Annotated in this window: 27 protein-coding genes and 4 pseudogenes; 23 read left to right on the forward strand and 8 right to left on the reverse strand. The window is 51.8% G+C overall.

The window, feature by feature from the left end; all coding sequences use genetic code 11:
- The 6 genes and pseudogenes from IKE44_RS13835 to IKE44_RS07585 all read left to right on the forward strand — a co-directional run.
- Positions 1-310: pseudogene (locus IKE44_RS13835) on the forward strand (substrate-binding domain-containing protein); the annotation flags it as partial.
- A gap of 92 nt (positions 311-402) precedes the next feature.
- A complete protein-coding gene (locus IKE44_RS07565; RefSeq protein ID WP_033006683.1) occupies positions 403-786 on the forward strand; it encodes a DUF1360 domain-containing protein in 384 nt (127 codons plus the stop codon).
- 191 nt (positions 787-977) lie between these two features.
- Entirely contained in the window at positions 978-1,325 is a 348-nt protein-coding gene (locus tag IKE44_RS07570; RefSeq protein WP_020755926.1) for an ArsR/SmtB family transcription factor, read from the forward strand.
- Positions 1,326-1,331: 6 nt separating this feature from the next.
- A pseudogene (locus IKE44_RS07575) lies at positions 1,332-1,532 on the forward strand (arsenic resistance protein); the annotation flags it as partial.
- Between the two features lie 15 nt (positions 1,533-1,547).
- On the forward strand, positions 1,548-1,967 hold the full coding sequence (gene arsC / locus IKE44_RS07580; protein ID WP_011232692.1) for an arsenate reductase (thioredoxin): 420 nt from the start codon (positions 1,548-1,550) through the stop codon (positions 1,965-1,967).
- Between the two features lie 5 nt (positions 1,968-1,972).
- Entirely contained in the window at positions 1,973-2,620 is a 648-nt protein-coding gene (locus IKE44_RS07585; RefSeq protein ID WP_287465498.1) for a DUF4275 family protein, read from the forward strand.
- A 95-nt stretch (positions 2,621-2,715) separates the two neighbouring features.
- On the opposite strand, the gene IKE44_RS07590 is transcribed toward IKE44_RS07585, so the two are convergent.
- A complete protein-coding gene (locus tag IKE44_RS07590) occupies positions 2,716-3,702 on the reverse strand; it encodes a Gfo/Idh/MocA family protein (RefSeq protein ID WP_287465500.1) in 987 nt (328 codons plus the stop codon).
- A 98-nt stretch (positions 3,703-3,800) separates the two neighbouring features.
- Positions 3,801-4,187 carry an SMU1112c/YaeR family gloxylase I-like metalloprotein gene (gene gloA2, locus IKE44_RS07595; RefSeq protein WP_287465502.1) on the reverse strand — a complete coding sequence of 129 codons (387 nt, stop codon included), beginning with the start codon at positions 4,185-4,187 and terminating at the stop codon, positions 3,801-3,803.
- A 597-nt stretch (positions 4,188-4,784) separates the two neighbouring features.
- Between gloA2 and IKE44_RS07600 the strand changes: the two are divergent.
- The 5 genes and pseudogenes from IKE44_RS07600 to IKE44_RS07620 form a co-directional block, all read left to right on the forward strand.
- Positions 4,785-5,117: pseudogene (locus IKE44_RS07600) on the forward strand (carbohydrate ABC transporter permease); the annotation flags it as partial.
- 163 nt (positions 5,118-5,280) lie between these two features.
- Positions 5,281-6,153 carry an ROK family protein gene (locus tag IKE44_RS07605; RefSeq protein WP_287465503.1) on the forward strand — a complete coding sequence of 291 codons (873 nt, stop codon included), beginning with the start codon at positions 5,281-5,283 and terminating at the stop codon, positions 6,151-6,153.
- 201 nt (positions 6,154-6,354) lie between these two features.
- Positions 6,355-6,495 carry a hypothetical protein gene (locus IKE44_RS07610; protein WP_033008215.1) on the forward strand — a complete coding sequence of 47 codons (141 nt, stop codon included), beginning with the start codon at positions 6,355-6,357 and terminating at the stop codon, positions 6,493-6,495.
- Positions 6,488-7,411, forward strand: coding sequence for a TetR/AcrR family transcriptional regulator (locus IKE44_RS07615; RefSeq protein ID WP_055358827.1), 924 nt, complete (start codon positions 6,488-6,490; stop codon positions 7,409-7,411). Before IKE44_RS07610 ends, IKE44_RS07615 begins: the two co-directional genes overlap by 8 nt.
- Complete coding sequence (locus IKE44_RS07620) at positions 7,396-9,003, forward strand: MDR family MFS transporter (protein WP_287465505.1); 1,608 nt, start codon at positions 7,396-7,398, stop codon at positions 9,001-9,003. Before IKE44_RS07615 ends, IKE44_RS07620 begins: the two co-directional genes overlap by 16 nt.
- A 157-nt stretch (positions 9,004-9,160) precedes the next feature.
- Here IKE44_RS07620 and IKE44_RS07625 read toward each other — a convergent pair whose 3' ends face one another.
- From IKE44_RS07625 to IKE44_RS07640, 4 genes and pseudogenes are all read right to left on the reverse strand, one after another.
- Positions 9,161-10,216, reverse strand: coding sequence for an RNA-guided endonuclease TnpB family protein (locus IKE44_RS07625; RefSeq protein WP_121650010.1), 1,056 nt, complete (start codon positions 10,214-10,216; stop codon positions 9,161-9,163).
- 323 nt (positions 10,217-10,539) lie between these two features.
- Positions 10,540-10,893: a DUF779 domain-containing protein gene (locus tag IKE44_RS07630; RefSeq protein WP_287465523.1), complete on the reverse strand. Its 354-nt coding sequence runs from the start codon at positions 10,891-10,893 to the stop codon at positions 10,540-10,542.
- A gap of 192 nt (positions 10,894-11,085) precedes the next feature.
- A pseudogene (gene adh / locus IKE44_RS07635) lies at positions 11,086-11,775 on the reverse strand (aldehyde dehydrogenase); the annotation flags it as partial.
- A gap of 5 nt (positions 11,776-11,780) precedes the next feature.
- Positions 11,781-12,341 (reverse strand): hypothetical protein, encoded by a 561-nt coding sequence (locus IKE44_RS07640; protein WP_287465507.1) that lies wholly within the window; start codon positions 12,339-12,341, stop codon positions 11,781-11,783.
- A 221-nt stretch (positions 12,342-12,562) separates the two neighbouring features.
- On the opposite strand from IKE44_RS07640, the gene IKE44_RS07645 reads away from it, so the two are divergent.
- From IKE44_RS07645 to IKE44_RS07665, 5 genes are all read left to right on the forward strand, one after another.
- Positions 12,563-12,997: a DUF1284 domain-containing protein gene (locus tag IKE44_RS07645; RefSeq protein WP_033013751.1), complete on the forward strand. Its 435-nt coding sequence runs from the start codon at positions 12,563-12,565 to the stop codon at positions 12,995-12,997.
- Entirely contained in the window at positions 12,981-13,139 is a 159-nt protein-coding gene (locus tag IKE44_RS07650) for a hypothetical protein (protein WP_155266779.1), read from the forward strand. The genes IKE44_RS07645 and IKE44_RS07650 overlap by 17 nt, the downstream gene beginning before the upstream one ends.
- Positions 13,140-13,272: 133 nt before the next feature.
- Positions 13,273-14,649 (forward strand): aspartate kinase, encoded by a 1,377-nt coding sequence (locus IKE44_RS07655; protein WP_033013752.1) that lies wholly within the window; start codon positions 13,273-13,275, stop codon positions 14,647-14,649.
- A gap of 380 nt (positions 14,650-15,029) precedes the next feature.
- A complete protein-coding gene (locus tag IKE44_RS07660) occupies positions 15,030-15,956 on the forward strand; it encodes a processed acidic surface protein (protein ID WP_033013753.1) in 927 nt (308 codons plus the stop codon).
- A 24-nt stretch (positions 15,957-15,980) separates the two neighbouring features.
- Positions 15,981-16,643, forward strand: coding sequence for a class D sortase (locus IKE44_RS07665; protein ID WP_287465510.1), 663 nt, complete (start codon positions 15,981-15,983; stop codon positions 16,641-16,643).
- A 211-nt stretch (positions 16,644-16,854) separates the two neighbouring features.
- On the opposite strand, the gene IKE44_RS07670 is transcribed toward IKE44_RS07665, so the two are convergent.
- Entirely contained in the window at positions 16,855-17,292 is a 438-nt protein-coding gene (locus IKE44_RS07670; RefSeq protein ID WP_033013755.1) for a YwpF-like family protein, read from the reverse strand.
- A 283-nt stretch (positions 17,293-17,575) separates the two neighbouring features.
- On the opposite strand from IKE44_RS07670, the gene ssb reads away from it, so the two are divergent.
- Positions 17,576-17,923 (forward strand): single-stranded DNA-binding protein, encoded by a 348-nt coding sequence (gene ssb, locus IKE44_RS07675; RefSeq protein ID WP_287465512.1) that lies wholly within the window; start codon positions 17,576-17,578, stop codon positions 17,921-17,923.
- A gap of 181 nt (positions 17,924-18,104) precedes the next feature.
- Here ssb and IKE44_RS07680 read toward each other — a convergent pair whose 3' ends face one another.
- Positions 18,105-18,515 (reverse strand): helix-turn-helix domain-containing protein, encoded by a 411-nt coding sequence (locus tag IKE44_RS07680; RefSeq protein ID WP_049624694.1) that lies wholly within the window; start codon positions 18,513-18,515, stop codon positions 18,105-18,107.
- Between the two features lie 209 nt (positions 18,516-18,724).
- Between IKE44_RS07680 and IKE44_RS07685 the strand changes: the two genes are divergently transcribed.
- The 6 genes from IKE44_RS07685 (at position 18,725) to IKE44_RS07710 (ending at position 25,989) form a co-directional block, all read left to right on the forward strand.
- Positions 18,725-19,234 carry a hypothetical protein gene (locus tag IKE44_RS07685; protein WP_055358122.1) on the forward strand — a complete coding sequence of 170 codons (510 nt, stop codon included), beginning with the start codon at positions 18,725-18,727 and terminating at the stop codon, positions 19,232-19,234.
- Between the two features lie 154 nt (positions 19,235-19,388).
- The gene (locus tag IKE44_RS07690) at positions 19,389-20,744 is read left to right on the forward strand and encodes a C40 family peptidase (RefSeq protein WP_287465514.1); all 1,356 of its coding nucleotides are present in this window, start codon (positions 19,389-19,391) and stop codon (positions 20,742-20,744) included.
- Between the two features lie 45 nt (positions 20,745-20,789).
- Entirely contained in the window at positions 20,790-21,569 is a 780-nt protein-coding gene (locus tag IKE44_RS07695) for a hypothetical protein (protein WP_287465516.1), read from the forward strand.
- Between the two features lie 372 nt (positions 21,570-21,941).
- The gene (locus IKE44_RS07700) at positions 21,942-24,977 is read left to right on the forward strand and encodes a hypothetical protein (RefSeq protein ID WP_287465517.1); all 3,036 of its coding nucleotides are present in this window, start codon (positions 21,942-21,944) and stop codon (positions 24,975-24,977) included.
- Positions 24,978-25,165: 188 nt separating this feature from the next.
- Complete coding sequence (locus tag IKE44_RS07705; RefSeq protein ID WP_287465519.1) at positions 25,166-25,675, forward strand: JAB domain-containing protein; 510 nt, start codon at positions 25,166-25,168, stop codon at positions 25,673-25,675.
- Between the two features lie 23 nt (positions 25,676-25,698).
- Complete coding sequence (locus tag IKE44_RS07710; RefSeq protein ID WP_287465521.1) at positions 25,699-25,989, forward strand: hypothetical protein; 291 nt, start codon at positions 25,699-25,701, stop codon at positions 25,987-25,989.
- Positions 25,990-26,162: the final 173 nt, after the last annotated feature.

The raw sequence follows: 26,162 nt of genomic DNA on the forward strand, positions 1-26,162 counted from the left end.
CGTGATTGGAGTGCCTTTATTGAACGGTTTTCTCCACGCCTTTATTCTATCATACACAAAAGAAAGGGGGAACGCGCATTCCTCTCCCACTTACTCCCTTTGGTCGTTGAAGTGGGAGTCTCCTGCGCGAAATAGGATGAAAGTCGTGGCCAAACAGGCGGCAGATTTTGACCGGGCCAAAGGATTGTCGGTCATGGAAAACATTTTGCAAAGCCATAAAGACATTCAAGCGGTCTTTGCCCATAATGACGAAATGGCCTTAGGGGCGTTGGAGGCCTTGCAAGCGCATGGAATGAACAACGTGCTTGTTCCCTCGACCGGCTCCATTAACCATCGGAGGTCATAAAGAAACGCATCTTGGTTCATACTAAAGAAAAAGATGGAAAAAGAAAGGAACCCACCATGCTTCGCGAACTTGACTGGATGACGTACATCATGATCATTTTGGCCAGCTATAGGTTCACCCACTTGATCGTCTTTGATAAGATCACCGAATTCATTCGCAATCCGTTTATGAAAAAAGAGACAATCCGGCATGAGGACGGCCATACGGAAATCAAAAAAGTGCCGAAATCGAAATTCGGCTATTTGTTGAACTGTTACTGGTGCGCGGGGGTGTGGAGCGCGATTTTTCTCGCGCTTGGGTATTTATTCATCCCGAAGATCGCCATGCCGTTCATTTTTATTTTTTCGATCGCTGGGGCGCAAGCGATTTTGGAAACATTCGTCGGGGTGGGGACGAAGGCAATCGATCTTCTGTCGGCGGCGAAAAAGCGGATGGACTGACATTGGCGGGCGTGCGGCGGAAACATGCGGCACGCTCGCTTTTCTTGCTTTTGTCGATACATCATGGTTAACTTATATAATTATTTAATCTGATTGACGGAAACCATTTCATTGGTCGGCGTGGCCGTTTCATGACGGATGTTCGTTTTTATATAAGCAAATCATGATATGATGATGAATGGAGGGGTGATATGCCGCAACTCGCAATGGAGATAGGAGCAGCCGCTCGGGTGTTGAAGCTGCTCGGCGATCCGACGCGGTTGACGATTTTGGCGATTTTGAATCAGCGGGAGTGCTGTGTGTGCGAGCTGCTTGAGGTGTTTTCGACCAGCCAGCCGGCGATCAGCCAGCATCTTCGCAAGTTGAAAGACGCCGGGCTGATCCAAGAGGAGCGGAGGGGGCAATGGGTGTATTATTCGCTCCGGCCGCAAAGCGAATACTACTCCCTGCTGCAAGCGGTGTTGTCATACGTTCCGGACCAAGACGAAAACATTCGCAAAATCGAGACAGCGAATCCCGCGGCCCGCTGCGGGTGCTGACTTTAAACGCTGGCGTTTACGGCGGGGAGCAACAACTTTGAGCTGGCCATTGCCCTCGCCGTTGGGGTGTTTGGCATTCATTCGGGCGCGGCGTTTGCGGCAGTTATCGGTCCGCTCATTGAAGTGCCGGTGATGCTGGCGCTTGTCAACGTAGCATTGGCGTTTCAGCGAAAGTATTTTTCTTCGGGCAATCCAACATCAACGTAAAGGTGGGAACCAGCGATGAAGAAAAAAGTCATATACTTTTTATGCACCGGCAACTCGTGCCGCAGTCAAATGGCGGAAGGCTGGGCGAAACAACTTCTTGGTGAGGAATGGGAAGTGCACAGCGCCGGCATTGAAGCGCATGGCCTCAATCCGAATGCGGTGAAAGTGATGAAGGAAGTCGGCATCGACATTTCGAACCAAACGTCTGATGTCATCGACCCGGATCTCCTCAACCGCGCTGATTTGGTCGTGACGCTGTGCGGCCATGCGGCCGACCACTGCCCGGTCACACCGCCGCACGTGAAGCGCGTCCATTGGGGCTTTGACGACCCGGCGAAAGCGGAAGGGACCGAAGAGGAGAAACTCGCGGTGTTTCGCCGCGTCCGCGATGAAATCGGCGCGCGCATCCGCCGGTTTGCCGAGACGGGGGAATAGGGGCGGTGCAGCGAGGCAGGCGCAAAGAGCGGGGAAACTATCTTGCATACGGTGCGCAGCAACTGCTCGTCGAAGTGCGGACGGAAACGGGGAATTGGCTGGGCGGACGAAAACCGCTCAGCGTGACGAAGATGGTGAGAAGCCATCTTGTTGATAGACGAAATGAGCACATCGATGAAGGCGGTGCCACATTAGGTCACTGGAGGAGAAACGAAATGGAGTTATTTCATCAGTTAGCTCGCCGAAACATCAAAATCCGCAAACAGTCCGGGTTCGGAGCGCAATGGCGACAACAGTGGGAAGAGGTGTTTGCCGGCCATTTGACCGAGGAAGAAAAACAACACATCCACCTTCGTAATCGGAATGGAGTCAACGGCTACTTATGGCATGTGTTCAGCTATGGGATGAGAGGCTGTTTCACAGGAGAAGAAGCGGAAATGGCGTTTGATCAAGAAGAGAAAACGTGTTGCTATCTTTTCTTTCAACATGGCGACGATGCGTTCACCGTGGAGGATGCGTCCGGCTTGAAAGCCGCCGATCTGGCAACGGAAAACGACAAAATCGATCTATATGTGGTGGACAGTGAGTTCAACTGGACGTTTGTCATGACGCATGAAAGCGGATGGCTTGGTCCGTATTTTAGCAGAAGGTGACAGCCATGGCTTATCGGTAGCCAAGGAAATCCAATGAGACAGAAAGAAAAAGAGTTCCAACCGAGCCCCAGGAAGACTAGGTTGGAACCTTTTTATTATCGCTCGTCGGCTGGGAACACGATGCCGGTTTGTTTTCGCGCTTCGTCCATGATTTCCATCGTCCAAAGCGAATGGCGGTGCGAGTTGATGGCCGATTCGTGTTCTCCGTTTTCGATCAAACGGATAAACTCTTGTGCTTCATAATACATCGGCGGCTTGTCCTGCGGCGCGGTGATGTCCTCGACGCGTCCGTCGCGGTAGCGGATTTCCGCTTTGGCTGGTGTGTGGATGGCGTCGATGATCATGTTTCCGTCTTCCCCTTGAATCTCCGAAGGCAAGTGTGAGTTCGTGATTTTCGAATAAAAGACGACCGCGTCCATGTCGCCGTAATCGAGCACGATCGAGCCCTCGCCATCAACGCCGGATTCGAGCTTCACGCTTTGCGCCTTCACGCTGCGGGGTTGGCCGAACAAAACGACCATCGGGTACAGGCAATAGACGCCAAGGTCCATCAACGCCCCGTTCGAGAGAGCGGGGTTGAAGGCGTTGAGCACCGTTCCTTGCTTATAGGCGTCATAGCGCGATGAGTATTGGCAATAGTTCGCCACATAGCGGCGGATGCGGCCGAGTTTCGGCAAGTGCTCGCGGATGGACCGGAATGTGGGAAGCAACGTCGCCTTCATCGCTTCCATCAATACGACGCCGTTTCGATTGGCCGCTTCGATCATCGCTTTGACTTCTTTCGCATTGGAGGCGAGCGGTTTTTCGCATAAGACGTGCTTGCCGTGGTTCATGAGCCAAATCGCCTGCTTGGCATGAAGTGCGTTCGGGCTGGCAATATAGACGGCATCAATGCCGTCGCTTTCGGCCAGCTTTTGCAAGTCCGTGAACGTCCGCGGCGCCCCGACTTTGTCGGCAAACTGCTTTGCGGTCTCCTCGGTTCGCGAGTAGACCGCGGCGAGTTCGAAGGAATCGACGAGGCGCGCGGCGCCAATAAACGCTTCGGTGATCCAGTTTGTGCCGATGGTTGCGAATCGAATCATGTTGTTTGGCCTCCTTCATTTGTATCGCCCCCATTGTACCACAAATCAACGGAGAGGCTTCGTTTTGTCATCGTCATGGAGCAACTGTGCTTTTCTCTCTAGTTTTCATACAGCTCGATCGGCAGCCCGTCCGGATCTTGGAAGAAGGTGAATCGTTTGCCGGTCGCTTCATCAACGAGGACGGGTTCGGGATCGATGCCGTGTTGGCGCAAGTAGGCAATGACTTCATCGAGGTTTTCCACCGCCAAAGCAAGATGGCGCAGTCCGCACGCTTCCGGGTAGCTTGGGCGCTTCGGCGGGTTTTCAAAGGAAAATAGCTCAAGCTGAATGCCGCCATCAGCCTCCAAATCGAGTTTGTACGAACGGCGCTCAGCGCGGTATTGCTCCCGGATGGGGCGAAATCCGAGAATTTCTGTATAAAATCGTTTTGATCGTTCATAGTCCGAGCAAATCAAAGCGATATGGTGAATCGTGGCAAGGCGCATATTGCTTCCTCCTCTTATAAGACGAGTGATGTATTGCAAAATACCATTGAACTTATTCATTCTTCTTAGAGAAACCTCGTACAATTAACTTTTTTTGAACCATTTCCGCTCATTGGTACGAGACAGCCATGTTTCACGTCCTTCCATGTTTTTCGGAAAACTGCCTACCCATCACTGAAATCAGCAGCGGTTGAGCCTGTTCTCGGTGTTTCGGTCAAATCGAACCAGGAATTATTATTTTGCGATAATAGAAGGGGTTGTCGATGATTGTCGAAGCGGGCGAAAAATGTCTGCTCTCCTTATATTGACAGTTTGACAATCTATAGACTATCATAAATCTTGTAGGTTTAAAAATTTAAAATATTCATTTTATATTTTGGTAGAAAAAACGAATGGTCACCACGTTTTTTGTAAGCGCTTAACTCCTATGTTTCCTCATGATCACCGCACCATGGATGCTGCACCATTGTGTTTGTTTCCCATCACAGCATGAGAACAAGGGGAAGGGGATATGGCATGATCTACGAATTTAAATTGCCTGACATCGGCGAAGGGCTGCATGAAGCGGAAATCATCCGCTGGCTCATTCGCGAAGGGGATGAGATGATTGAATCAGCGAAAATCGACGGCGCTGGGTTTGTCCGTATTTTTCGTTATATTATGCTCCCCTTGTCCATCACTGGATTTGTCGTCGTGGCGATCTGGCAGTTTACAAACATTTGGAACGAGTTTTTGTTCGCGGTGACGATCACGACATCGGACAAACAGCCGATCATGGTCGCCTTGCAAAACTTATCCGGCAGTCAAATCGTCCAATGGAACGTGCAAATGGCAGGCGTCTTGCTCGCCGCGCTGCCGACTTTGCTTGTGTACATTTTCCACGGCAAATACTTCGTCCGCGGCTTGCTCGCGGGGTCGGTGAAGGGGTGAGCCGATCAGCGGTGTAGATCAACAACCCCGGCGGACAATAGAATCGATTTCCCTATGTTTCAAAAAACCGCTGATCCGCAGCTTTTTGTCATTGATATCCTCTCCCTTTTTCCAGTAAAATAGATACAACAAAAGATGCAGATGAAGAAAGAGAGGCGTACATATGATTTTGGGAGCCATTGAAGCCGGAGGCACAAAATTTGTCTGCGCCATCGGCGATGAACAAGGGAACATTCATGAGCGGGCGGTGTTTCCGACGACGGCGCCGGAAGAGACGATGGCGCACGTTATCGATTTTTTCCGCCCCCACAACGTGGAGGCGATCGGGATCGGGTCATTCGGCCCGGTTGATTTGCGTCCGGACAGTCCGACGTACGGGTATATTACGAGCACGCCGAAACAGGCGTGGGCACAGTTTGATTTTGTCGGCACGATGAAGCAGCATTTTCCCGTGCCGATCGGATTTGACACGGATGTCAACGCGGCGGCGCTTGGCGAACAGCGCTGGGGGGCGGCGCGAGGGCTTGACAGCTGCCTGTACATGACGGTCGGAACGGGTATCGGCGTTGGGGCAATCGTCGAGGGCCGCCTGTTGCATGGGCTGCTTCACCCGGAGATGGGGCATATCTTGGTCCGCCGCCATCCGGATGACGCGTTTGCCGGCGTCTGTCCATACCACGGCGACTGTCTAGAAGGGATGGCGTCTGGTCCCGCGATTGAGCGGCGCTGGGGGAAAAAAGAGGCGGAATTGGCGGACCGCCGTGAAGTATGGGAGTTGGAGGCCTTTTATCTTGCCCAGGCGATTGCCAACTACATTCTCGTGTTATCGCCGAAAAAGGTGATCACGGGCGGAGGCGTCATGAAACAGACGCACGTGTTGCCGCTTGTGCGCCGCTATGTGCAGGAACTGCTCAACGGGTATGTCGAGCATGAGGCGATTTTGCGACGGATTGATGAGTATATTGTCCTTCCAGGGCTTGGCGACAACGCCGGCATCGCAGGCGCGTTGGCGCTTGCGGCGAGAGCGATCGAATAGCAAGGACGGCCGTTCACCGTCTTCAATCAGGCGGTGGGGCCGTTTTTTGTTTGAAGGCAGGGATATTGACCGATTGTTCAATGGAATTAGCAAAAAATCCACCTATTGGTCAAAAAAATCGTTTTTGAGTTGCGTATCTTTATGACGTTGGTTTATAATTATTTTGACCATTTGGTCATAAGTGATATGGAGGCGAGGACAATGATCCATGTTCGACGGTTGGTAGAATGGCTGCAACAGCGCGGCGTACGGGTTGATGTCGTGAAACCGCGCGCGGTGTTGCCGTCGTACCGGCAATGGATGAGAGCGAATGGGAAAGGAATGAGTCGTTGCCATGGATGAACGGCGCGTTCGCTTTATTGAAACCGCGATGAAACTGTTTGCGGAAAAAGGGTATCATGCCACCTCGATTCAAGATTTGGTCGAGGCGTGGGGCATTTCCAAAGGGGCGTTTTACCATCATTTCGCCTCGAAGGAGGAATTATTGCTTGAAGTGCTTCGCTATTACAGCGAAAAAATGGTCGCAGATTTCACGGCATCCGGCGGGGATGGCCCGGAAAAGGAGCGGTTTGTCCGCCAGTTGGCGGCCCATTTTTCTCACATTCGCGAGTACAAAGACTTTTTGCGCATGATCATGTCGGAACAATTGCCGAAAGTCAATCCGGAAGTGGAGCGGTATATGTTTCGCCAGCATGGGCGCCTTTTTTTATGGTATTGCACGCGCCTAACGGAGGTCTATGGCGAGGCGGTTGGTCCGTATGTGTATGATGTGGCCATGATGACGAACGGCATCATCCGGCAATATTTGTTTTACTTCTTTTTTCGCGAGGAGGCGTTTGATGCGGACGAGGCGGCTCGTTTTCTCATGCGCCGCCTTGATGCCATTGTCGCTAGCTTCACGGCTGAGGAGCGTCCGCTTTTGACGGAAGAGTCGTTTGCGCCATGGGTGAAGATGGAGGAGCAGGAGCGAGAGCGTCAGCGGGAGCGGCTGGCTTCCGCGTTCGCCGCCGTCCGGGAGGCTGTCAACGATCTCGATCCAAAGCAGGCAAGCGATGTGCTCGAAGCCATAGCAGCGCTGGAGGAGGAGCTGCTTGGACGGCACGCGCCGCCCCGCGTCTATATCGTCGAAGCGCTGCTGTTGTATTTGCGTCATCAACAAACGCCTCAACTCGCACCGGCTTTGGATGCATTGGTCAAAGAAATGGATGAATACCAACGACAAAACGGATGGGAGAGAGAAGTATGGAAAAAGCGATAGCAGTGCCGACGAGCACCATTCGTCATCGCCCGTTGCTCATTACCGGGCTGATCATTGCCATGCTGTTTGCGGCATTAGACGGGACGATCGTCGGCACGGCGATGCCGCGCATCGTCGGGGAGCTTCACGGATTGGGGATTATGACGTGGCTGACGACAGCGTATATGTTGACGTCAACGACGGTCGTGCCGATCGCCGGCAAGCTCGCCGACTTATTGGGCCGGCGGATTGTCTATGTGAGCGGGTTGGTCATTTTTATGGTTGGTTCAGCGCTTTGCGGCATGGCGAATGATATGACCGAGCTCATCGTTTACCGCGGCATTCAAGGACTGGGCGGCGGGATTATGATGCCGATGGCGATGATTGTCATCGGTGACGTGTTTACCGGCAAGGAGCGGGCGAAATGGCAAGGGGTGTTCGGCGGTTTGTACGGTCTCGCTTCAGTGCTCGGCCCGCAAATCGGCGGCTTTATCGTCGACCACTTGAACTGGCGCTGGGTGTTTTACATCAACTTGCCGGTCGGCATTCTCGCCACGGTGCTGATTGCGATGGGGTTAAGCAAATATAAAGCCGAAGGGCCGGTGAAATTTGACATCGCCGGGATGGCGACGTTGACGGCGGGCGTCGTCAGCTTGTTGTTGGGGTTGACGTTTGGCGGCGACCGATATCCGTGGGGGTCGTGGCAAATCGTTTCGTTGTTTGCGGCCGCGGTTGTCTTTTTCGCTTTGTTTGTTTGGGCGGAAAAACGGGCGGAGGAGCCGATCCTTCCGCTTTGGCTCTTCCGCAACCGGACGTTTACGTTGTTAAACGGCATCGGCTTTTTTATGAGCGTCGGTATGTTCGGCGCGATTATGTTTGTGTCGTTTTTTATGCAAGGCATTGTCGGTGTGAGCGCCACCCAATCCGGAACGATTATGACGCCGATGATGATCACGATGATCATCGGCAGCGTCCTTGGCGGTCGACTGGTATACCGGATCGGAGTGAAGCCGCAGCTGATCATCGGCATGGCCGTTATGGCGTCCGCATTCGGGCTGCTTGGCACGATGGATGTCGAGACGTCGAAATGGACGGCGACGATGTATATGATCATTCTCGGTCTTGGCACAGGGCTCGTGATGCCGATTTTGACGCTTGCTTTGCAAGAAAGCTTTCCGAAATCGGAGCTTGGCGTGGTGACATCTTCAAGCCAATTTTTCCGCTCGATTGGCGGGACGTTTGGGATGACGGTGCTTGGCGCCATCATGAACCACCGGTCGAGAGCCTTGCTTGACGAGCGGCTCATGCCAAAGCTCGAAGCGCTGCCGGCGCGGGCGAAAGGGCTTGTCGACCGCTTTGCCGATATGATCCATACCGACCCGCAAGGCTTGTATTCTGTCTTGCTCAGTCCGGAAGCGATGGCGAAAATTCCAGCGCCGCTTCGGGACATGTTCGTGCCGGTGCTGAAGCAGTCGCTTGTCGATTCCCTGCAGGCGGTCTTTTGGTTCGGGCTCACGTTTATCGCGGTCGGCTTGCTTTTCGTGTTCGGCTTGAAACGGATTGTCTTGTCTGATCGGGCAGAGGCGATGAAGCAGGCAAAAGAGGCTGATTGACACTCCGCACGCCTAAAGGCGTGGGATTCTTGGGTCGCTCACGTCCTCATCCATTTCTGGTTCGGACAACGCCCAAGTTCAGGGGTGTGTCATCACCCCATCCCATCGGGTTAGGATGTACCCCCATGGGCGGCGCACCTGTGACCAGTGCGCTAGGTTAGACGGCGAAGCCCGAAATCGCTTTGGCGATGTTGATGGCGCCATTCAAGTCGGCGTGGAGAGTGTATCCACACCTTTGGCATCGAAAGCGGATGCCGTTTCGGTTCGCTTTCTCTCGATAACCACATTTACACGTTTGGCTCGTGTAGGTTGGATTCACCCACTCAACGCGAATGCGCGCCATTTCCGCCTTATAGGCAATCATCGTTTGCAGTTGATGAAGCGCCCAAGCATGAAGGCTTCGCCCCGCTTCTTTGGCCGATGTTGCCCGCTTGCGAATCCCCGTCAACGCTTCCGTTCGAATCACGCCAACACCGTTGGCGAGCGCAAAATTCACGATTTGACGGCTGATTTTGTGATTTTGATCCTTCATCCAGCGGGACTCTTTGCGGCCGATTTTGCGAATCATATGGAGCTTCTTCGCTTTGCCCAACCTTCGCCGCAAAGCCGCATATCGTCGGCGTACAAAGGCGCATTGGTTCCCTTTGAAAAACAGTGATTTCGTTCCCACGCTGGCCACAGCGATATAGCGAAGCCCAACGTCAACGCCCATCACCTTTGTTTCGTGCCGCGGCTTGACTTCAAAGGTGATCGCGATCGCCAAGTACCATTTCTTTCTCTTTTTGTAGAGCTTGGCTGCCCCTTGTTTAGCAGTTCCGTTAAGCAGCCGATTCAGCCATGCTTCTTGATAGGGGCGCGTGACGACCGGCACGCCAATTCGCTTCTCCAGTGTGGGGAAGGAAACCGTGTAGAACGCTCCTTTCTTTTCCACCTTTACGTTTTGGTTGTTAAAGCAACACCAGAATGTTCGAAACTTCTTTGTTTTCTGGTTTTTCTTTTGGGACTTCACTTCTCGAATCGTTTGATTCACGACGGCGGAAGGAAACCGCTGCGACGAAAACGCTTTAAAAATTTTGCTCGTCGCTTGATTCAGCTCGGGATGATCCAACAGCCAATTCGCAAACGCGGTATTCACTTCTGTCATCCGTTCATACATATCCTGTTTGACTTTCGTTGGGTTGTGCAGTTCCAGCCTTAGTGTGATGGTCGGCATGGATTCACCTCCTTGCGACGATTACATGATACCGTTTTTTTCATCATCATTCAATATAAGAAAACGGCTCGCTTTCATCCCACTCCTCAAGGAGTGGGCTTTCTCGCTCGCGGGTCTGTAAAGAAAAGGACATGGCGGACCGCGCCTCATTTGGTCAGGTGGCGGACCGCCATTTTTTTGTTGCGACGAACAAACCGCTCCGAAGGGGATAAAGCATCTGGGAACGGGGGCGAAGGGGAGCGGTCGAGCTCCGTGCTTTTCATTGGCCAAGCGATTCATGCATCGCACATGGCGGGTTCACAGCGGCATCCCGCAATGGGCAGCTACGGCGCACCTGCATCCGCGCTTTGGCCGAAGACGCGCGAGCGGGTGAGAAAGCGGACGCCTTCCGGGCCTTCCAGTGAAAACATGCCGCCGCGCCCGGGAACGACGTCAATGATGAGCTGTGTATGCTTCCAATATTCGTATTGCGCCTTGGCGATGTAAAACGGGCAGCCGCCGATTTCGCCAAGCAACACGTCGGAATCGCCGACGATCAACTCACCGAGCGGGTAGCACATCGGCGAGCTGCCGTCGCAGCAGCCGCCGGATTGATGGAACATAAGTGGGCCGTATTTCGCCTTTAATTTTTCAATCAATTTTAACGCCGCTTCGGTGGCGATGACTTTCGGTTCAATGAGGCATCGGATGCACCTCCTTTTGCATCACGGTCAAAGACAGGCGCCGGCCTGGCGCAGCTGCGCTGGATTCGTCGAATGGAATGGTTGCTGCGTTGTTTTCCATTCCATCATCAAAAGGCGTTTGCGTGGTTTTGGCGGCAATGGATGCAACAGTGGGCAAAATGCTGTGGAAGAGCAGGTGGACCAATGTCAGAACAAGCCAAGTTTTTTCGGCGAATAGCTGACGAGCAAGTTTTTCGTTTGTTGGTAATGGTCGAGCATCATTTTGTGCGTTTCGCGGCCGATGCCGGACATCTTGTAGCCGCCAAATGCCGCATGGGCCGGATAAATGTGATAGCAGTTCGTTCACACGCGGCCGGCCTGGATGCCGCGGCTGAAGCGGTACGCGGTGTTGATGTCGCGCGTCCAGACGCCGGCGCCAAGGCTGTACAGCGTCTCATTGGCGATCGAAAGCGCTTCGTCATGATCTTTAAACGTCGTGACCGCGAGCACCGGGCCGAAAATTTCTTCTTGGAAGATGCGCATTTTGTGATGCCCTTTGAAAACGGTCGGCTTGACGTAATAGCCGCCGGGCAGTTCTCCTTCGAGCATGTTCCGCTCGCCGCCGATCAAAAGTTCGGCGCCTTCCTGTTTGCCGATGTCGATGTATGACAAAATTTTCTCGAGCTGTTCGGAGGAGACTTGGGCGCCGATCATCGTTTCCGTATCGAGCGGATTGCCTTGCTTGATTTGCTTGACGCGTTCAAGCGCCCGTTCCATAAAGGCGTCGTAAATCGACTCATGGATGAGGGCGCGCGACGGGCATGTGCACACTTCGCCTTGGTTTAGAGCGAACATCGTAAACCCTTCGAGGGCTTTATCGAGAAACTCGTCATCTTTGTCCATCAATCGACTTCCAGGCCTTCCAGCCAGCGGCTCGCGTAGACGCTGCAAAGATGATGGAACACTTCGATCGCCTCGTTCGGGTCGGCGGCGAAAAAGACGCTCGCTGCCGTTTCGTTTTCTTCGCGGACGAACTCAAGCAAAAAGTCGGTGGCGATCCGGTTGAACAAAAGAAGCGCACCGTAGGAGCGCTCAAGCTGGCGTTTCCGCTCGAGCGGGTCATCGATGGACAAAAACGGACGCTCATAGCGGGCCGTCATCTCTGACAGCCGGCGCCGGATCGCTTGCTGGGCGTCCGTGAGCATCGCCTCGATCGTCTGTGGCGTTAGAAACGTTTGCTCACGCAGCATGTAGCTCCAAATTTGCTTTAACGCATGCGCCGATTCGCCGGCGAAGGCGATGTTGCTGAGCAAATTATTCATATAGCGTTCGTCATCCGCTGCCTGGATGCGCAGTTTCATAATGATTTCGAGCACATCGGAATGGATTTTTTCTTTTCGCCATGGTTTGGTCAGTTCGTGAAGCAAAACGGAAAGACAACGTGCCGCTTCGTCTTTCGTCATCATTCGCCATTCCTTTCGTTGCGAAGTTGCCGCTTTCATTGTACCATGTTGCTCCCCATCCTTGAATGAAAAAGAAGTTGGAAAGGCGCCGGTCAAATACATGATTGCTGCTAGGGACCAGTTGGCGTATGATGATTTTAGAGATGAAAGAACGGCGCGACAGGCATATTTTCACGCGCCTGTCATATGCTCGAACGAGACGAAGGAAAGGAGAGAGGAGCATGAAGCCGTTGCGTCTGCGCGGCCACCATTTGCTTTGTGTGCACGGGTTTCGCGGCATGGGCTACAGCCCGTCGTTCGTGGAAAAAATGTGGGAGATCGTGGCCCGCATTCGCGATGAACACGACGATTTCCCGATTGAAGTCGTCGCGGCGCTCGATGAGGCGTGCCTCGCCTGTCCGCATCATGGAGAGACAACGTGTGAAGCCGGCCCCAATTCCGATGCCCACGTCCGTTCGCTTGACGGAAACGTCATTCGCCATTTAGGTTTGGAGCCGGGCAATGTGTATTGGAAGTCTGAACTGATCCGGCGGACGGCGGAACGGGTCAAGCCGGATGATTTGGACGAGTTATGCCGCAACTGCTCGTGGCTGCCGTATGGCGTCTGCAAAGAAGGAATCGCCAACGTCCGCCGCGGCAATGTGGCACAAACGTGAGGCAGAGCGGCCGTTTTCGGAAAAAATTGAGGAGGAACGATGGAAAAACGGCGCTGTGCTGAACCATCATCCGTTTGTCAAGGCGGGGGGGCTGTTGCAGCACCGTCTTTCCATTGACGAAGCACGGCGCCATCTGTTTTGAAGAGAGTCATGGCCGGCGATGGCGGCGTTTTGGGACGTTGGCGGAAATTTCTAAAAAATGAATAGTTCCATGGGCGGAAAAATGTGATATGATAAACAATTATAGATACTTTCGACAGAAAGGGTCATGAACGATGAAAGTAGCTAAATTCGGTGGAAGTTCGGTGGCGAGCGCTGCACAATTCCGTAAAGTGGCCGACATCGTCAGCTCGGATATCGAGCGCCGCATCGTCGTTGTATCAGCTCCTGGAAAGCGGTATAAAGATGATGTGAAAGTGACGGATATGCTCATTCGGCTCGCCGAACAGGTGGCAGCGGATGAGCCATATGAACAAACGATGCAAGAAATCACAAAACGATACGCCGACATTGTAGATGAACTTGAGTTGGAAGCTGATGGATTTTTGGCTGAACTTGTGGATGACTTACAATCCAAAATCAGCGCCTATCGGAACGATCCGCCCCGCCTGTTTGACGCCATGAAAGCGAGCGGCGAAGACCATAACGCAAGGCTCATGGCGCTCTATCTGCAAGATTGCGGGCTTGAGGCGAGCTACGTCAGCCCGCTGGAAGCCGGCATTATCGTCACTGATGAGCCAGGCAACGCCCAAGTGCTCCCAGAGTCGTACGACAAACTGAAGCAGCTGCGCGAACGTCGAGGTGTTTTGGTCATCCCGGGATTTTTCGGCTATTCCCGATCGGGCCATATCGTCACGTTCCCGCGCGGCGGGTCGGATATTACGGGCTCGATCGTTGCCGCGGGCGTCAAAGCGGACGTGTACGAAAACTTTACCGACGTCGATTCGATTTATTGCGTCAACCCGTCGATCGTCGCTGATGCGCGCAAGTTGAAGGAAATTACGTATCGGGAAATGCGCGAGCTGTCGTATTCCGGCTTTTCCGTCTTCCATGACGAGGCGCTGGAGCCCGTCTACCGCGCCGGCATCCCCGTTTGCGTCAAAAACACCAACAACCCGGCGGCTCCAGGCACGTGGATCGTCGCCAAGCGCAATCATATCGACGAACCAGTCGCCGGCATTGCGAGCGACACAGGCTTTTGCAGCATCAACATCAGCAAATATTTAATGAACCGCGAAATCGGATTCGGCCGCCGCGTGCTGCAAATTTTAGAAGACGAAGGCATTTCATATGAACATACGCCATCCGGCATCGACAACATGTCGATCATTTTGCGGGCGAGCCAGCTCGCGGACGGAAAAGAAGAACGCATTTTAGCCCGCATTCGCGAGGAGCTGGCGGTCGACGAAGTCAATGTGGAATACGGACTGGCGCTCATCATGGTGGTCGGCGAAGGGATGGAAAAAACGGTCGGGATGGCGGCCAAAGCGGTGACGGCGCTTGCCAATGCCAACATCAACTTAGAGATGATCAACCAAGGATCGTCCGAAGTGAGCATGATGTTCGGCGTCAAAGAAGACGTCGTCAACGAGGCGGTGCGCGCATTGTACAACGCCTACTTCCAACAGGCAACCGTAAGCCACCTTTCCTAACGCGAAACAGGCGTCCGAAACTCGGGCGCCTGTTCTTATGTACCGAGAAGCCCCCGCTTTCACGCGATCAGCCGAAGGGGGGAATGAATCAGCGTCTTCCATCATGGATGTCCCCTAACGCCGCTCAAAATATCTTGAAAGAAGGACTTCGTTGGAACAGCCAAGTCACAGGGACAGACGGGGATGGTCTGGCTGGCAGTCTGCCTTATAGCAGGTGTCCCCGAGAATCTCCCATCTCTAAGCGTTTGCGTAGGTGGGAGAACGTTCAAGCGCTCTAGGCCAAGCTTTCTTCTTTTTTCGCTGGTTGGCGTACATAAGAGCGGCATGTTCGGAAAATACTACCAATGTACGTCAAAGAAAGCGAAAGGGAGGAAGACCGAATGCGGCAATGGCTAGGAATGGCTGTGCTTGTCGCCGTTTTCGCTTCGTTTCCGGCTGGGGCGGCGGCCATCAGCCGAAGCGAGCTTGAGCAGTATGCTGAGAGCGTCGGCTGGACAGTGAGCGACCTGTTGGCTTATTTGGATCAATACGGCTTGACAGCCGCCGATTTTCGCACCATGGATGAGATGAAACAATGGCTCGGCACGCCCATCACTGACGAGCGGCTTCATGCCGTTTTGCGTCGGCACCGGCTGACGGTCGAGGAGCTCGAGGCGCTGCTCGGCCAGTTTGGCGAAACGGTGCAAGACTACACATTTGTTGAAGACTTAGACCGGGCCGTCCGCTTTTACTCACAGCATAACGCCGCCATGCAGCAAATCAACGACTTGCTTGGGGTGCTCGGGATGACGGAACAAGAAGTACGCGCCTTCACCCGCCACATCGCCTCGATTGACGACCCGCAATTGGCTGGGCGGCTTTTGGCGCTTCGTGCGCAGCTGCGCCCGTTTGAGCAGACCGAGGGGCCGTGGACGGATGAGCAACGTCGCGAACTGCGAGCCCTTTGGGAAAAAGCGCTTCGTTTGCTGCAGCTTGAGGCCAAGTACTATGTCAACGGGCGGGAGATGGAGCCGTCAGCGGCCGCTGCAGCCGATACGAAGACGATCGACGTGAAATTGTATAACCGCCAAGGTGAAGAAATGGCCGATATCGCGATGACAAGGGACATGTTGACGTCCGGCTACATCGTCCGCGCCGGGGAGAAAGGGATTGAAGCCGGGCTGCTGGCGCTTGAGATGAAGGGGATGATGCAAGGAGAAAAATTGCCGGATACGGCGTCGCCGTATTTGCCGCAGGCGGCGGCCGGGTTGCTGCTGGCTGTCGCAGGCGCTCTCCTTTACCGGCGGGCGGGGCGCCTTAAAGGGTGAGCGGCTGTGAAGAGGGAGCAGACAGTGTGGAAAAAAGATGCGCCTCGGTATCGATGGAAACGCAAAGCTGCCCGCTGGGCGGCCGCAGCCGTTTTCGCCATCGGAGCGGCAACAGCAGGTTGGAACGGCTATTGGTACATCGTTGGCTGGAAAGCAGCGAATCAAGAGGCGGTCCGCTTGCCTGCCTTGGACTCGTCTCCATCATCGGCGGCCGAAGCCGCCCACGCGTCCCGCCGTCCGGTTGAACAAGCCGCTGCTCCGCTGGGGGCGCATCTTGGCGAGCTGGTCATTCCGAAGCTCGGGGTGGCGATCCCGGTATACGAAGGCGTCCGCGAGCAAGAGCTGCGCCGCGGCGCCGGCCATTACCCGGCCAGCGCTTGGCCGGGGGGAAAGGGGCATGTCGTGCTGTCAGGGCATCGCGACACGGTGTTTCGCCGCCTTGGGGAACTAGGGATCGGTGATGCCCTCGTCATCCGGGCGGCGGACACAGCTGTTCATTATCGCATCGTCCGCATCCGCATCGTCGATGACGATGATCGGACCGTTCTCGTCAACAAGGCACGTCCGACGTTGACGGTGACGACGTGCTATCCGTTCCGTCTCATCGGCCGCGCCCCGAAGCGCTACATCGTCACCGCCCGCCCGGTTCAGACCGTTTCGCTGGAACGCGTTCACAGTGAATGGTAAGCTGTCCATGCCAATGGACATGGACAGCATTCGCTTTGGCGAGGGATGCGTCAGTGAATGAAAGCTGTCGCGCGTCAATGGCGCGTATCGGCGACCTGCCCACACTGTCCGGTTTCGTTTGTGCATGTCGATTTCGCTGCCCACGTTTGATGGCCGTCCGATCTCGATGGATATACAAAAAGGCTAGAGAGTCGCGCTCTCTAGCCTTTTATTATGTCCGTCCGTCCCTCGCTCTCACGCCTTGCCGCTCATCCATTTGCTGGCGGAATTCTTTGAGCAGCGCCTCGCCTTGCAACCCTTTCTCAACAAGGCCGGCCAATACCATTTCAGCCAAATGAGTCCGCCGCGGGATCATCAACCCTTCCATCAGCACGCTAATATGGCCGTTCATTTTCGTGATCGAACGGACGGCAACAAGCATGTTCGCCGGATCGTTGCCCGGGTTGGTGATCGTCACTTGCAGCTGAAACTCAGTCCGCTCCTTCAATCCGGCAAATACCGGTTCGTATTCATCATCCAAATACGCCTCGACGAGCCAGCGGTTTTGCCCGTCTTCCTTATTGATGATCAGGCCGTCAATAAACGGAATGTCCCGGCGGTGCATCCCCTCGTCAATCACCGAGAGCCCGACAAGCTTGAACGTTTTCATGGTCGCCCACCTCATCACGATTGTCTATTCATGATTATACCATAGCCAACGAAGGGAAGAAAAACAGGATGATGCGCCTGTCTCCGCCAAAGCCATCCACATATTTTGCTGCGAAATGACAAAAACGCCATTTTGCTTCGCTATTGCTGGCGCATTGTCCGCATTTGCCGGGGATTGTACTTATAGATTGCGCAGAAAAATGCAAAAATCGCAGTTTTACGGCAAAAAACGCGATCGTTTATCATAAGGATGCGGTGGATGGAAAGGAGGGATGCGCCGGCGTATGGTCAATCAAGTGGTGCTTGTCGGGCGGTTGACGAAAGACCCGGAGCTCCGTTACACAGCCGAAGGAGCAGCCGTGACGACCGTCACCTTGGCGGTGGCGAGAAATTTCCGCAACGCGGAAGGAGGGATTGATGCCGATTTCGTTCCATGCGTCTTATGGCGGAAAACAGCGGAACGTACCGCCAATTATTGCCGAAAAGGATCGATGGTGGCGGTGACGGGGAGAATCCAAACGCGCCGCTACGATAAAAAGGACGGCCAACGCGTCTATGTGACCGAGGTCGTCGCGGATTCCGTCCAATTTCTCCACTCCGGCAAAACACGGGAATGGCCGGAGCACGTCTAAACGGATTCGCGACTTCCGTAAAGGGCCACTGAATCCGTTCCCTTTCTCCCGTTTTGATGATTTGTTTCCCCATTCATTCCTTTCTTAACGAATCCCCAAGAGAAAGAACGTGTCCTCGCAAGACTCCCCAACGATGGCGCTAGCAGCCGATGTTAGCGCTTTTTTTGTCGAAGGGCGGGAGTCAGCCGAGGGCTTCGGCGCACTCTTTAATGATCGTGATCAGCATCGTTTCGACATGTTTTCGTTTTTTCTCCGGCAATTTCGCCAACGTGTACACCGCGTCGCTGATCTCGCGGTTTCGCAGCACATAATCGACGACAGCGAGCGTCTTTTCACCCATTTCCGTTTCCCCATACAGCCGCTTCACTTCCCGCAGCACTTCCCGCTGTCCGAGTTCGCTGCCGAGTAAAAAATCAGCGCTGACGTTAAACAAATGGCATAGCTTTTCGAGCGATTGAATGTCAGGAAGCAGGCTGCCGTTTTCCCATTTGCTGATTTGCGAACGCGACACGTTCAGCTGCTCGGCCAGCTGTTCCTGTGTCCAGCGCCGTTGTTTTCGCAGTTGTTTGAGCGTCTCCCCCAAGTTTGTCATCGTTCGTCACCACGCTTTTCATCATTACTATTTAAAGATAGAAAAGCGTGGAGCCAATGATTGTTCCTTTTTCGCCCATTTCTCTCTTTGTTTCTAAATCAGAACGGATTTGTCCGTGATTTCGTCGTTCGGCCTCTTTTTTTGCCCAGGAAGGACATAGTACAATTAGTTAAAAATAGGAAACTATGAACCAAAAAGAGGGGGTCAAGGTGAACATCTATCTTGCCGATTTTGTCATTTGTGAACGAAACGGGGAGAAGCACGCCCAAAAAATGTACCATATCTATATTAAGGAAATGAAAAATCCGTTTTCCGTGCGGCTGAAAACGATCGCCCCGGCCAGTTTCACTGATTCGCTGCGCTCGCTGAAAAACGAAGGTGGACGGATGCGTTTTGCATCGGAAGGCGAGGCGCTGTTCCGCACGATCACCTGCTCAAAGGAAGCTCAGCTCTATTTTGTATTTAAATGCACGAGCCATCTTTACATGTTTATCGTCAAGCTTGATCTTCGCCAAAAAAAGTTTACCGTCGCCCTTTATGAATGGAATGAACCGAGGCAAAAATACATCCCGATCCGCGCAGATGAATGGCTGGAGATGGAAAAACAGCTCATTTATGAAGTGCTGCAGTCGATTTACCTTGTCGATGACCGGCATGTATCGCACTTGTTCGCCAATCTGTCGCGTCCGAAACGGGGAACACCCCATTCCGGTTCATGATCTTCTTTCTTCTCCCAATGGAAAAAAGCATTTCCTTTCATGGCTTTCATACGATATACTGAAAATATAGAACATTGCCGCGCCTCATCTTGAACATCCACTCAGGACAAGACGACAACAAACGGAAGGAGCGGCGAAGGGAGAGGACGCATCCGTGAAACCGAATCACGCCTTCTTTGCCGCTGCCATGGTTTCGTCCTTTTTTCTTGCCCCGGATGACAGCCAGGCGGCGGAATGGAAGAAAGGCATGAGTTCTCCTGAAATCAAACAGCTCCAGCAGCGCTTGAAAGAAAAAGGCTTTTTCACGTATCCGCAAGTGACCGGCTACTTTGGCGCCATTACCGAAGAAGCGGTCAAAGCGTTCCAACGGGCGATGAACTTGCCAGCCACCGGCATCGTCGATGACGCCACCTACGCGAAGCTCAAAAGCGCGCCTGCGTCAAACGACACGCTCGCCATCGGTTCCCGCGGTGCGGCCGTCAGTGATTTGCAACGCCGGCTGAAACAGCTCGGCTATTTTCGCTATCCGCAAATCACCGGCTACTATGGCGCGGTGACGGCCGATGCCGTGAAGCAGTTTCAACGGGCGAACGGGCTTCCCGCCACCGGGCGGGCGGACCGGGCGACGCTTGAGCGGCTGAAGCAAAAAGAAGAAGGTTCCTCGCCCTCACCGTCTGCGGCGCTGACCGTTGGGGCGCGCGGCGACGACGTCCGCGAGCTGCAGCAACAGCTCAAACAACTCGGCTACTTTACGTATTCGGACATCACCGGCTACTATGGGGTGCTGACGGCCGACGCCATCCGCCGCTTTCAACGCGACAACGGCCTGCCAGTGACCGGCGCGGTCGACAACCAAACCGTTGCCCTCCTTGCGAGCGCAGTAAAAGCGAAAACACCCCCGCCTGCACCGATCGAGCGCGAGCGCCTGGCGGTTCGCCTCTCAATCGGCGCGCTCGGCGAAGACGTCAAGCGCATTCAGACGAAGCTCAAAGAACTCGGCTACTTCTGGACGGACATCACCGGCTACTACGGAACCGCCACCGCCGATGCCGTCCGTCGTTTCCAACAAGCGGCCCAACTCCCCGCAACCGGCATTGTTGACGGCGAAACATACGAGCGCCTGATCGGACAAGCCCCTGCGGCGAAGCTGGACGTCATCGAACTCGTCGCCGATGCGGCCGAACTGCTCGGCGTCCCGTACGTTTGGGGCGGCGAGACACCGGAAGAGGGATTTGACTGCAGCGGCTTCATTTTCTACCTGTTCCAGCAACAAGGCGTCCCCATCCCGCGCACCGTCGCCTTGATGTGGAATGCAGGCGCATCGGTTTCCTCCCCGGAAGTCGGCGACATCGTCTTTTTCGCCACGACCACGAATAGCCCGTCGCACGCCGGCATCTATATCGGCAACGGCCAGTTCATTCATAGCGGCGCTTCGACTGGCGTGACGACGAGCCGCCTCGACCAACCATATTGGAAACAGCGGTACTTGGGGGCGAAGCGGTTCTTTTAGCATGCTGGAACGACAACGATGACCAAAATGAGGAGGAAAACGAAGATGAAACATGCATCCCAAATGGCAGCCGCCATCTGCCTCGCCGCCGCCATCGCCCTCGGAGGAAATGGGCAAACGGTTGACGCCTCCGTCCAATGGGGGCAAGTCCAATGGAAACAAGGCATGATTGGCAAAGTCGTCATTTTGCGCGACACGCCCCTATACCGCTTGAACGGAGCAGCATGGCAGTCCGCCATGACGGCGAAACAAGGACGCGAGTATCGCGTCTACAGCCAAAAACGGGCAGGCAGCGCCGTCTATTACAGCCTCGGCGGTGGACTGTATGCCAAACAAGGGGACGCCATCCAATACGTGCCGTTCACAAAAGACGAACTTCTCGCCCTTGTCGCCCGCTCATTGAAAGGGCAATACATTCTTCAGGCAGGAAATGAATCCGTTCCGTTCGTCATTGAGCGGCAAAAAGGAAATCGCCTGTTCGGCTGGTACTTATACGGCCAAAATATGTCATTGCCGCTTGAAGGCCGCATCGATGGCGCCACGGTGACGCTCTCCATTTTCTTCAACGACAACGCCGAAGCGATCGCCGACTCGATCTCTTACTTAAAAGCGTACAACGTGCCGAAGGAAGAGATCGGAAAAATCGCCGAACAGCTCGCCAACAGCGGCGATTACGCCATGCAGCTGCAATTTTCCATCACGAACAGCCCGGAACAATTCGCAGGACAGTTCCGCTTTCTCGATTTGTACCTGAATGACCGCTATGACGTCGTCAAAATGACGATTGGCCAACCGATGGACGTCACGGTGAAGAAAAACGATTGATGTTTTTGCGCAAAATGTTTGCCAACCAAAACCATCAAACTGCCAAAATATTGTTCTAAATTTCTGTTACAGGCATATTCATATCAATGTCGCCATCGATGGCAATAATTTCAATGGCATATTCTCTAAAAAATTTGTATTTAGGGCTAGAATTTAGAAAAAAAATGTATTATTATAGAAGACGTAGGACATTAAGGAATGATGTGAAAGTGCTAGCACTGGATGATAGCCTTGCTAATAAGTCTATCATCTGGACACACAGGATGATCTTGGTTCATGTTAGCACCTTTTAGGCAATGAATCTACTAAACGGTAGCCGTTTAGGATCATTGTCTTAAAGTTTCATAAAAACGAAGGGGGATTTTAGGCTTTATGGACAAAAAGAAAGCAGTCAAACTCGCCACAGCCAGCGCTGTAGCAGCGAGCGCTTTCGTCGCCGCCAACCCGCACACTTCCCAAGCAGCAACGGACGTGGCGACGGTCGTCAGCCAAGCGAAAGCGAAAATGAAAGAAGCATACTATACGTACAGCCATAAGGTAACGGAAACGGGCCAATTCCCGGACATTAAAGATGTATATGCCGCCTACAACAAAGCAAAACAAGCGTATGCAAACGCGGTTGCTGTCGTGAACAAAGCCGGCGGCGCGAAAAAAGACGCGTATTTGGCTGATTTGCAAGCTACATACGAAACGTATGTATTCAAAGCCAACCCGAAATCGGGCGAAGCGCGCGTGGCTACGTACATCGACGCTTACAACTACGCAGTCAAGCTTGACGGTCTGCGTCAAGATCTGGCGAAAGCTGTCGAAGCAAAAGACTTGAAAAAGGCAGAAGAGCTCTACCACAAAATTTCGTACGAGCTCAGAACGCGCACGGTCATCCTGGATCGCGTCTACGGCCAAACGACGCGCGAACTGCTTCGCTCGCAATTCAAAGACGAAGCGCAAAAACTGCGCGACAGCTTGATCTACGACATCACCGTTGCCATGAAAGCGCGTGAAGCGCAAGACGCTGTCAAAGCCGGCAACTTGGACAAAGCGAAAGCCGCGCTTGACCAAGTCAACCAATATGTATCGAAAGTAACCGATGCGTTCAAAGCTGAACTGCAAAAAGCAGCAAAAGACGCCAATGCGGCGTATGAAGCGGCATTGACGCCGAAGGTTGAGAGTGTAAGTGCGATTAACGCTAAAACTTTAAAAGTAACTTTCAACAAAGCTGTTGATGACACTAAAGCTAAGTTTGAAGTGAAAAAAGGTTCTGTTACTGTAAACGTAGCAAAAACTACTTTCTCTGCGGATAAAAAATCTGTTGAACTTGAACTTGCTAGCAAATTATTTGAAGGCGAGTACACTGTTAACGTAACTGGTCTTGCTGATCAAGCTCTTACAGGTTCTGTTAAAGTTGAAAATGAGAAAGTAGCTAAAATCGAACTCCTTGGTGAAGTTGCTCCAGTAGTTGTTGCAAAAGATGGTACTAAGAAGACAGCGACAGTTGCTTACCGTGTGTTTAACCAATATGGAGAAGATATTACAAAATCTCCACTTGCTTCCTCTATTGGTTGGACAGCATCTAACGGTGTTACTGCTCAAGATGATGATAAAGGTATTTTAACTTTAACAAACACATCTGATTTCAAAACAGGAGATAAAGTTGCTATAACAGGTATTAATGTTTCAACAAACACGGTGGTTTCAGGTGTTGTAACTATTAGCGATGCTTCAGCTACAGATACAGTTGAATTCGTTGGTATTTATAACAAAGACGGAAAAGAATTTTCTGGTGACTTAGCTGTTGGTGACTTCGTGTTGTTATTAAATGCGAAAGACCAGTATGGTAATGTTGTTAATGCATCAAAAGTAAATGGCGATGTTGTGTTCACTTCTTCAAATCCGTCAGTTTTAGCAATTGATAAAGCATACGATGGTCAAGGTAAGGATAAGGATAAAATTGGTTTGAAATTTACTGCTGGTCCGAATTATGCAAATGGTGGAAAAGTCATTATTACAGCCATTTCTAAAACAAGTGGTAAAGTAGCCCAGTTTGAAGTAAACGTGAAAGCCGCTCCAGCACTTGATACTTTCACTTTAGGTACACCAACTGAAATCGTAGCTGCTGGAGAAAAAGTGAAACTTCCGTTTACGGCCGTTGACCAATATGGAAATACAGTTACAAAATACGAAGCATTGGAAGGTAAAGTTACCTTCAATACTAATAAAGCCAAACTTGTAAAAGATGCGTCTGGGAATGCTGTCCTTGAGTACACTGCACCTGATACAAAAGGATTGCAAGTGTTAGTGGCTACAGTTGTCGGAAGCGGGAAAGTTTCTCAATTAACTATCGATGTCAAAGAAGCTGCATATGCAGCAACTATTGAGTCTCTTAAAGATGTCACAACTACCGTAGCAAAAGATGGTAAAGTGGAAATTAGTCTTTCTAACCTTGTTGTTAAAGACCAATACGGTCGTACTTTTGATTTGAAAGACAAGTTAACAAATACAGCAAATAATAACCTCGGAAAATATAAAATTGTTGTAACTGACTCTGAAAAAGGTGCTGTAAAAGTTGCAGAAAATGGAACTAAGGCTGAGATTACTGCCAACGATGGTAAGATTACTATTACGGGGTTAGAAAAAGGTTCAGAAGAAGTAACGTTCGAGTTACAACGTGTTGAAAAGAATGCGAACGATACTTACGAATTTAAGGGTGTAGCAACAAGCCCATTAAAAGTAACATTTAACACTATTGAAAAGTCTGCATTTACTTCATTCGAAATTGGCGAAATTGGAAAATTATATGCTGATGGCAATGAAAGCACTCACGCAAAAGCCCTTAAAGTATACGGCGTAAAGGCAGACGGTACGAAAGTTGAGTTACCTTCAAATTATTATAATGTAATTGTTGATTCTAATGTTCTTGCATTCACAGACGGTAAACTTGATGTTAAATTAACAAACGGTGACAACAAATTTGGTACAAAAGATGAAATTACAACGAAAGTAACTGTTATCGTAGAAGGTGCAGAAGCTCCTGTAACACTTACAAAAGATATTGTCGTTTCTAAAGTAGCACCAAAAGCGGATAAAATTGAATTCACTGACGCTGTAAAGAATGGCGTAGCTTCGATTGCTGTAGGTAAGTTAAATGATAATAATGACGCTGCTGATTTGAGTGCAGTTCTAAAAGTTACTGATCAGTATGGTGTTAAAATCGCGAATCCAGCACCAATTATTACTGTTACAAATATAAAAGAGAAAACTGTAGATACAGATCCTGCTCAGCGATTCAAAGTTGATGGCAATGGAACTGATAGAGTTGATATCCAAAAGGTAGAGGCAGGAGATACATTTACTGTAACTTACGTGTTAGATGGTAAAACAGCAACTGTTAAGTTTACTGTTACTGAATAATTTAAAAGCTACTGCTCTGAGAAATGCCGAAAAGCTCCGCGGAGAGAAATCTCTGCGGGGCTTTTCTTTTTGCCCAAATCTGTATTAAGTTTGATTTCAAATATATATTATGATTTTGAATCTACAGTCCATAGTGCCTCAATTCCTTTCGGAGAATTGGGGCTATTTTTGTTTTAGGAGGGAAAAGGATGAGCAAGTATCAAATCATCAACCACCAACAGCTAGAGTTGCTAGAAAGAGAGTTGCTTGCCAAACAGCCAGCGAAGCGCATCAACATTGTAAGCCTGAAGCTCGTTCGTGAGTCTAGCGTGCTGTACAAGGAGCGGCAAATCAAATCTCCGGAAGATGCGTACAAGTTGTTGAAGCCATTCCTTGTTGAAGCTGACCGTGAGTTGTTTGTCGTTGTTTGTCTAGACACGAAAAATCAGCCGACCGCCATCAACGTTTGCCACGTAGGCAGTCTAAATTCAAGCATCGTGCATCCGAGGGAGGTGATGAAGGCTGCCATTCTCTCTAACTCTGCTTCTATCATCGTAGCCCATAATCATCCCAGCGGTCATTGCGAGCCGTCGAGGGAAGACATTGAAGTAACGAAACGCCTAGTCGAGGCTGGAAGAATCGTTGGAATTGATGTGCTAGACCATTTGATTGTTTGCGCTGAACGATATTTGTCGCTGAAAGAAAAAGGATATATTTGAGAGGAGACGAGAAGATGTTACACATGGATTGGTTTGTAAGGACAATGAAGAGAACGTTCAACGTAGCAGTCAACATTGACGAGGTGGGTTATGAAGCGTACGAATTCTATCACGAAGAGCTGGACAACTATCTTGTGCCTGAAGAACATCTGGAAAAACTACCGAATCCGCTGCTTTTTGAGACTCTAAGGTATGTTGATGAGAAACGAAATGATTGGATAGCGGGATTTGTAAGAGATGAGGAAACGGGGGAGAAATTGTACGAGGTTTGGATAAAGAACGGTGAGCCAATCGCTTACGAAATATATGTCTGAGATTGACGGATTTTCGTACGAGAATATCACGACTATATACATGCTCATTGAAAAGTTAACCTTCGCATAAGCGGTGCCCACTCTGGTTATACTGCTCCTAAGGAAAAGCATGGGAAAGGAGCGGAATTCTGCATGAAACGTCTCAACATCACCGACAACCATGGATGGACGCC

The organism is Geobacillus sp., assembly GCF_017515625.1.
In the GTDB taxonomy this organism is placed as follows: Bacteria; Bacillota; Bacilli; order Bacillales; family Anoxybacillaceae; genus Geobacillus; species Geobacillus stearothermophilus.

What these genes read in the sequence shown, in the direction of transcription:
- IKE44_RS07565 (WP_033006683.1), top strand. Translation starts at nt 403, where the DNA reads ATGCTTCGCGAACTTGACTGGATGACGTACATCATGATCATTTTGGCC.
- IKE44_RS07570 (WP_020755926.1), top strand. Translation starts at nt 978, where the DNA reads ATGCCGCAACTCGCAATGGAGATAGGAGCAGCCGCTCGGGTGTTGAAG.
- arsC (WP_011232692.1), top strand. Translation starts at nt 1,548, where the DNA reads ATGAAGAAAAAAGTCATATACTTTTTATGCACCGGCAACTCGTGCCGC.
- IKE44_RS07590 (WP_287465500.1), bottom strand. Translation starts at nt 3,702, where the DNA reads ATGATTCGATTCGCAACCATCGGCACAAACTGGATCACCGAAGCGTTT.
- gloA2 (WP_287465502.1), bottom strand. Translation starts at nt 4,187, where the DNA reads ATGCGCCTTGCCACGATTCACCATATCGCTTTGATTTGCTCGGACTAT.
- IKE44_RS07605 (WP_287465503.1), top strand. Translation starts at nt 5,281, where the DNA reads ATGATTTTGGGAGCCATTGAAGCCGGAGGCACAAAATTTGTCTGCGCC.
- IKE44_RS07610 (WP_033008215.1), top strand. Translation starts at nt 6,355, where the DNA reads ATGATCCATGTTCGACGGTTGGTAGAATGGCTGCAACAGCGCGGCGTA.
- IKE44_RS07615 (WP_055358827.1), top strand. Translation starts at nt 6,488, where the DNA reads ATGGATGAACGGCGCGTTCGCTTTATTGAAACCGCGATGAAACTGTTT.
- IKE44_RS07620 (WP_287465505.1), top strand. Translation starts at nt 7,396, where the DNA reads ATGGAAAAAGCGATAGCAGTGCCGACGAGCACCATTCGTCATCGCCCG.
- IKE44_RS07625 (WP_121650010.1), bottom strand. Translation starts at nt 10,216, where the DNA reads ATGCCGACCATCACACTAAGGCTGGAACTGCACAACCCAACGAAAGTC.
- IKE44_RS07640 (WP_287465507.1), bottom strand. Translation starts at nt 12,341, where the DNA reads ATGACGAAAGACGAAGCGGCACGTTGTCTTTCCGTTTTGCTTCACGAA.
- IKE44_RS07645 (WP_033013751.1), top strand. Translation starts at nt 12,563, where the DNA reads ATGAAGCCGTTGCGTCTGCGCGGCCACCATTTGCTTTGTGTGCACGGG.
- IKE44_RS07650 (WP_155266779.1), top strand. Translation starts at nt 12,981, where the DNA reads ATGTGGCACAAACGTGAGGCAGAGCGGCCGTTTTCGGAAAAAATTGAG.
- IKE44_RS07655 (WP_033013752.1), top strand. Translation starts at nt 13,273, where the DNA reads ATGAAAGTAGCTAAATTCGGTGGAAGTTCGGTGGCGAGCGCTGCACAA.
- IKE44_RS07660 (WP_033013753.1), top strand. Translation starts at nt 15,030, where the DNA reads ATGCGGCAATGGCTAGGAATGGCTGTGCTTGTCGCCGTTTTCGCTTCG.
- IKE44_RS07670 (WP_033013755.1), bottom strand. Translation starts at nt 17,292, where the DNA reads ATGAAAACGTTCAAGCTTGTCGGGCTCTCGGTGATTGACGAGGGGATG.
- ssb (WP_287465512.1), top strand. Translation starts at nt 17,576, where the DNA reads ATGGTCAATCAAGTGGTGCTTGTCGGGCGGTTGACGAAAGACCCGGAG.
- IKE44_RS07680 (WP_049624694.1), bottom strand. Translation starts at nt 18,515, where the DNA reads ATGACAAACTTGGGGGAGACGCTCAAACAACTGCGAAAACAACGGCGC.
- IKE44_RS07695 (WP_287465516.1), top strand. Translation starts at nt 20,790, where the DNA reads ATGAAACATGCATCCCAAATGGCAGCCGCCATCTGCCTCGCCGCCGCC.
- IKE44_RS07700 (WP_287465517.1), top strand. Translation starts at nt 21,942, where the DNA reads ATGGACAAAAAGAAAGCAGTCAAACTCGCCACAGCCAGCGCTGTAGCA.
- IKE44_RS07705 (WP_287465519.1), top strand. Translation starts at nt 25,166, where the DNA reads ATGAGCAAGTATCAAATCATCAACCACCAACAGCTAGAGTTGCTAGAA.
- IKE44_RS07710 (WP_287465521.1), top strand. Translation starts at nt 25,699, where the DNA reads ATGGATTGGTTTGTAAGGACAATGAAGAGAACGTTCAACGTAGCAGTC.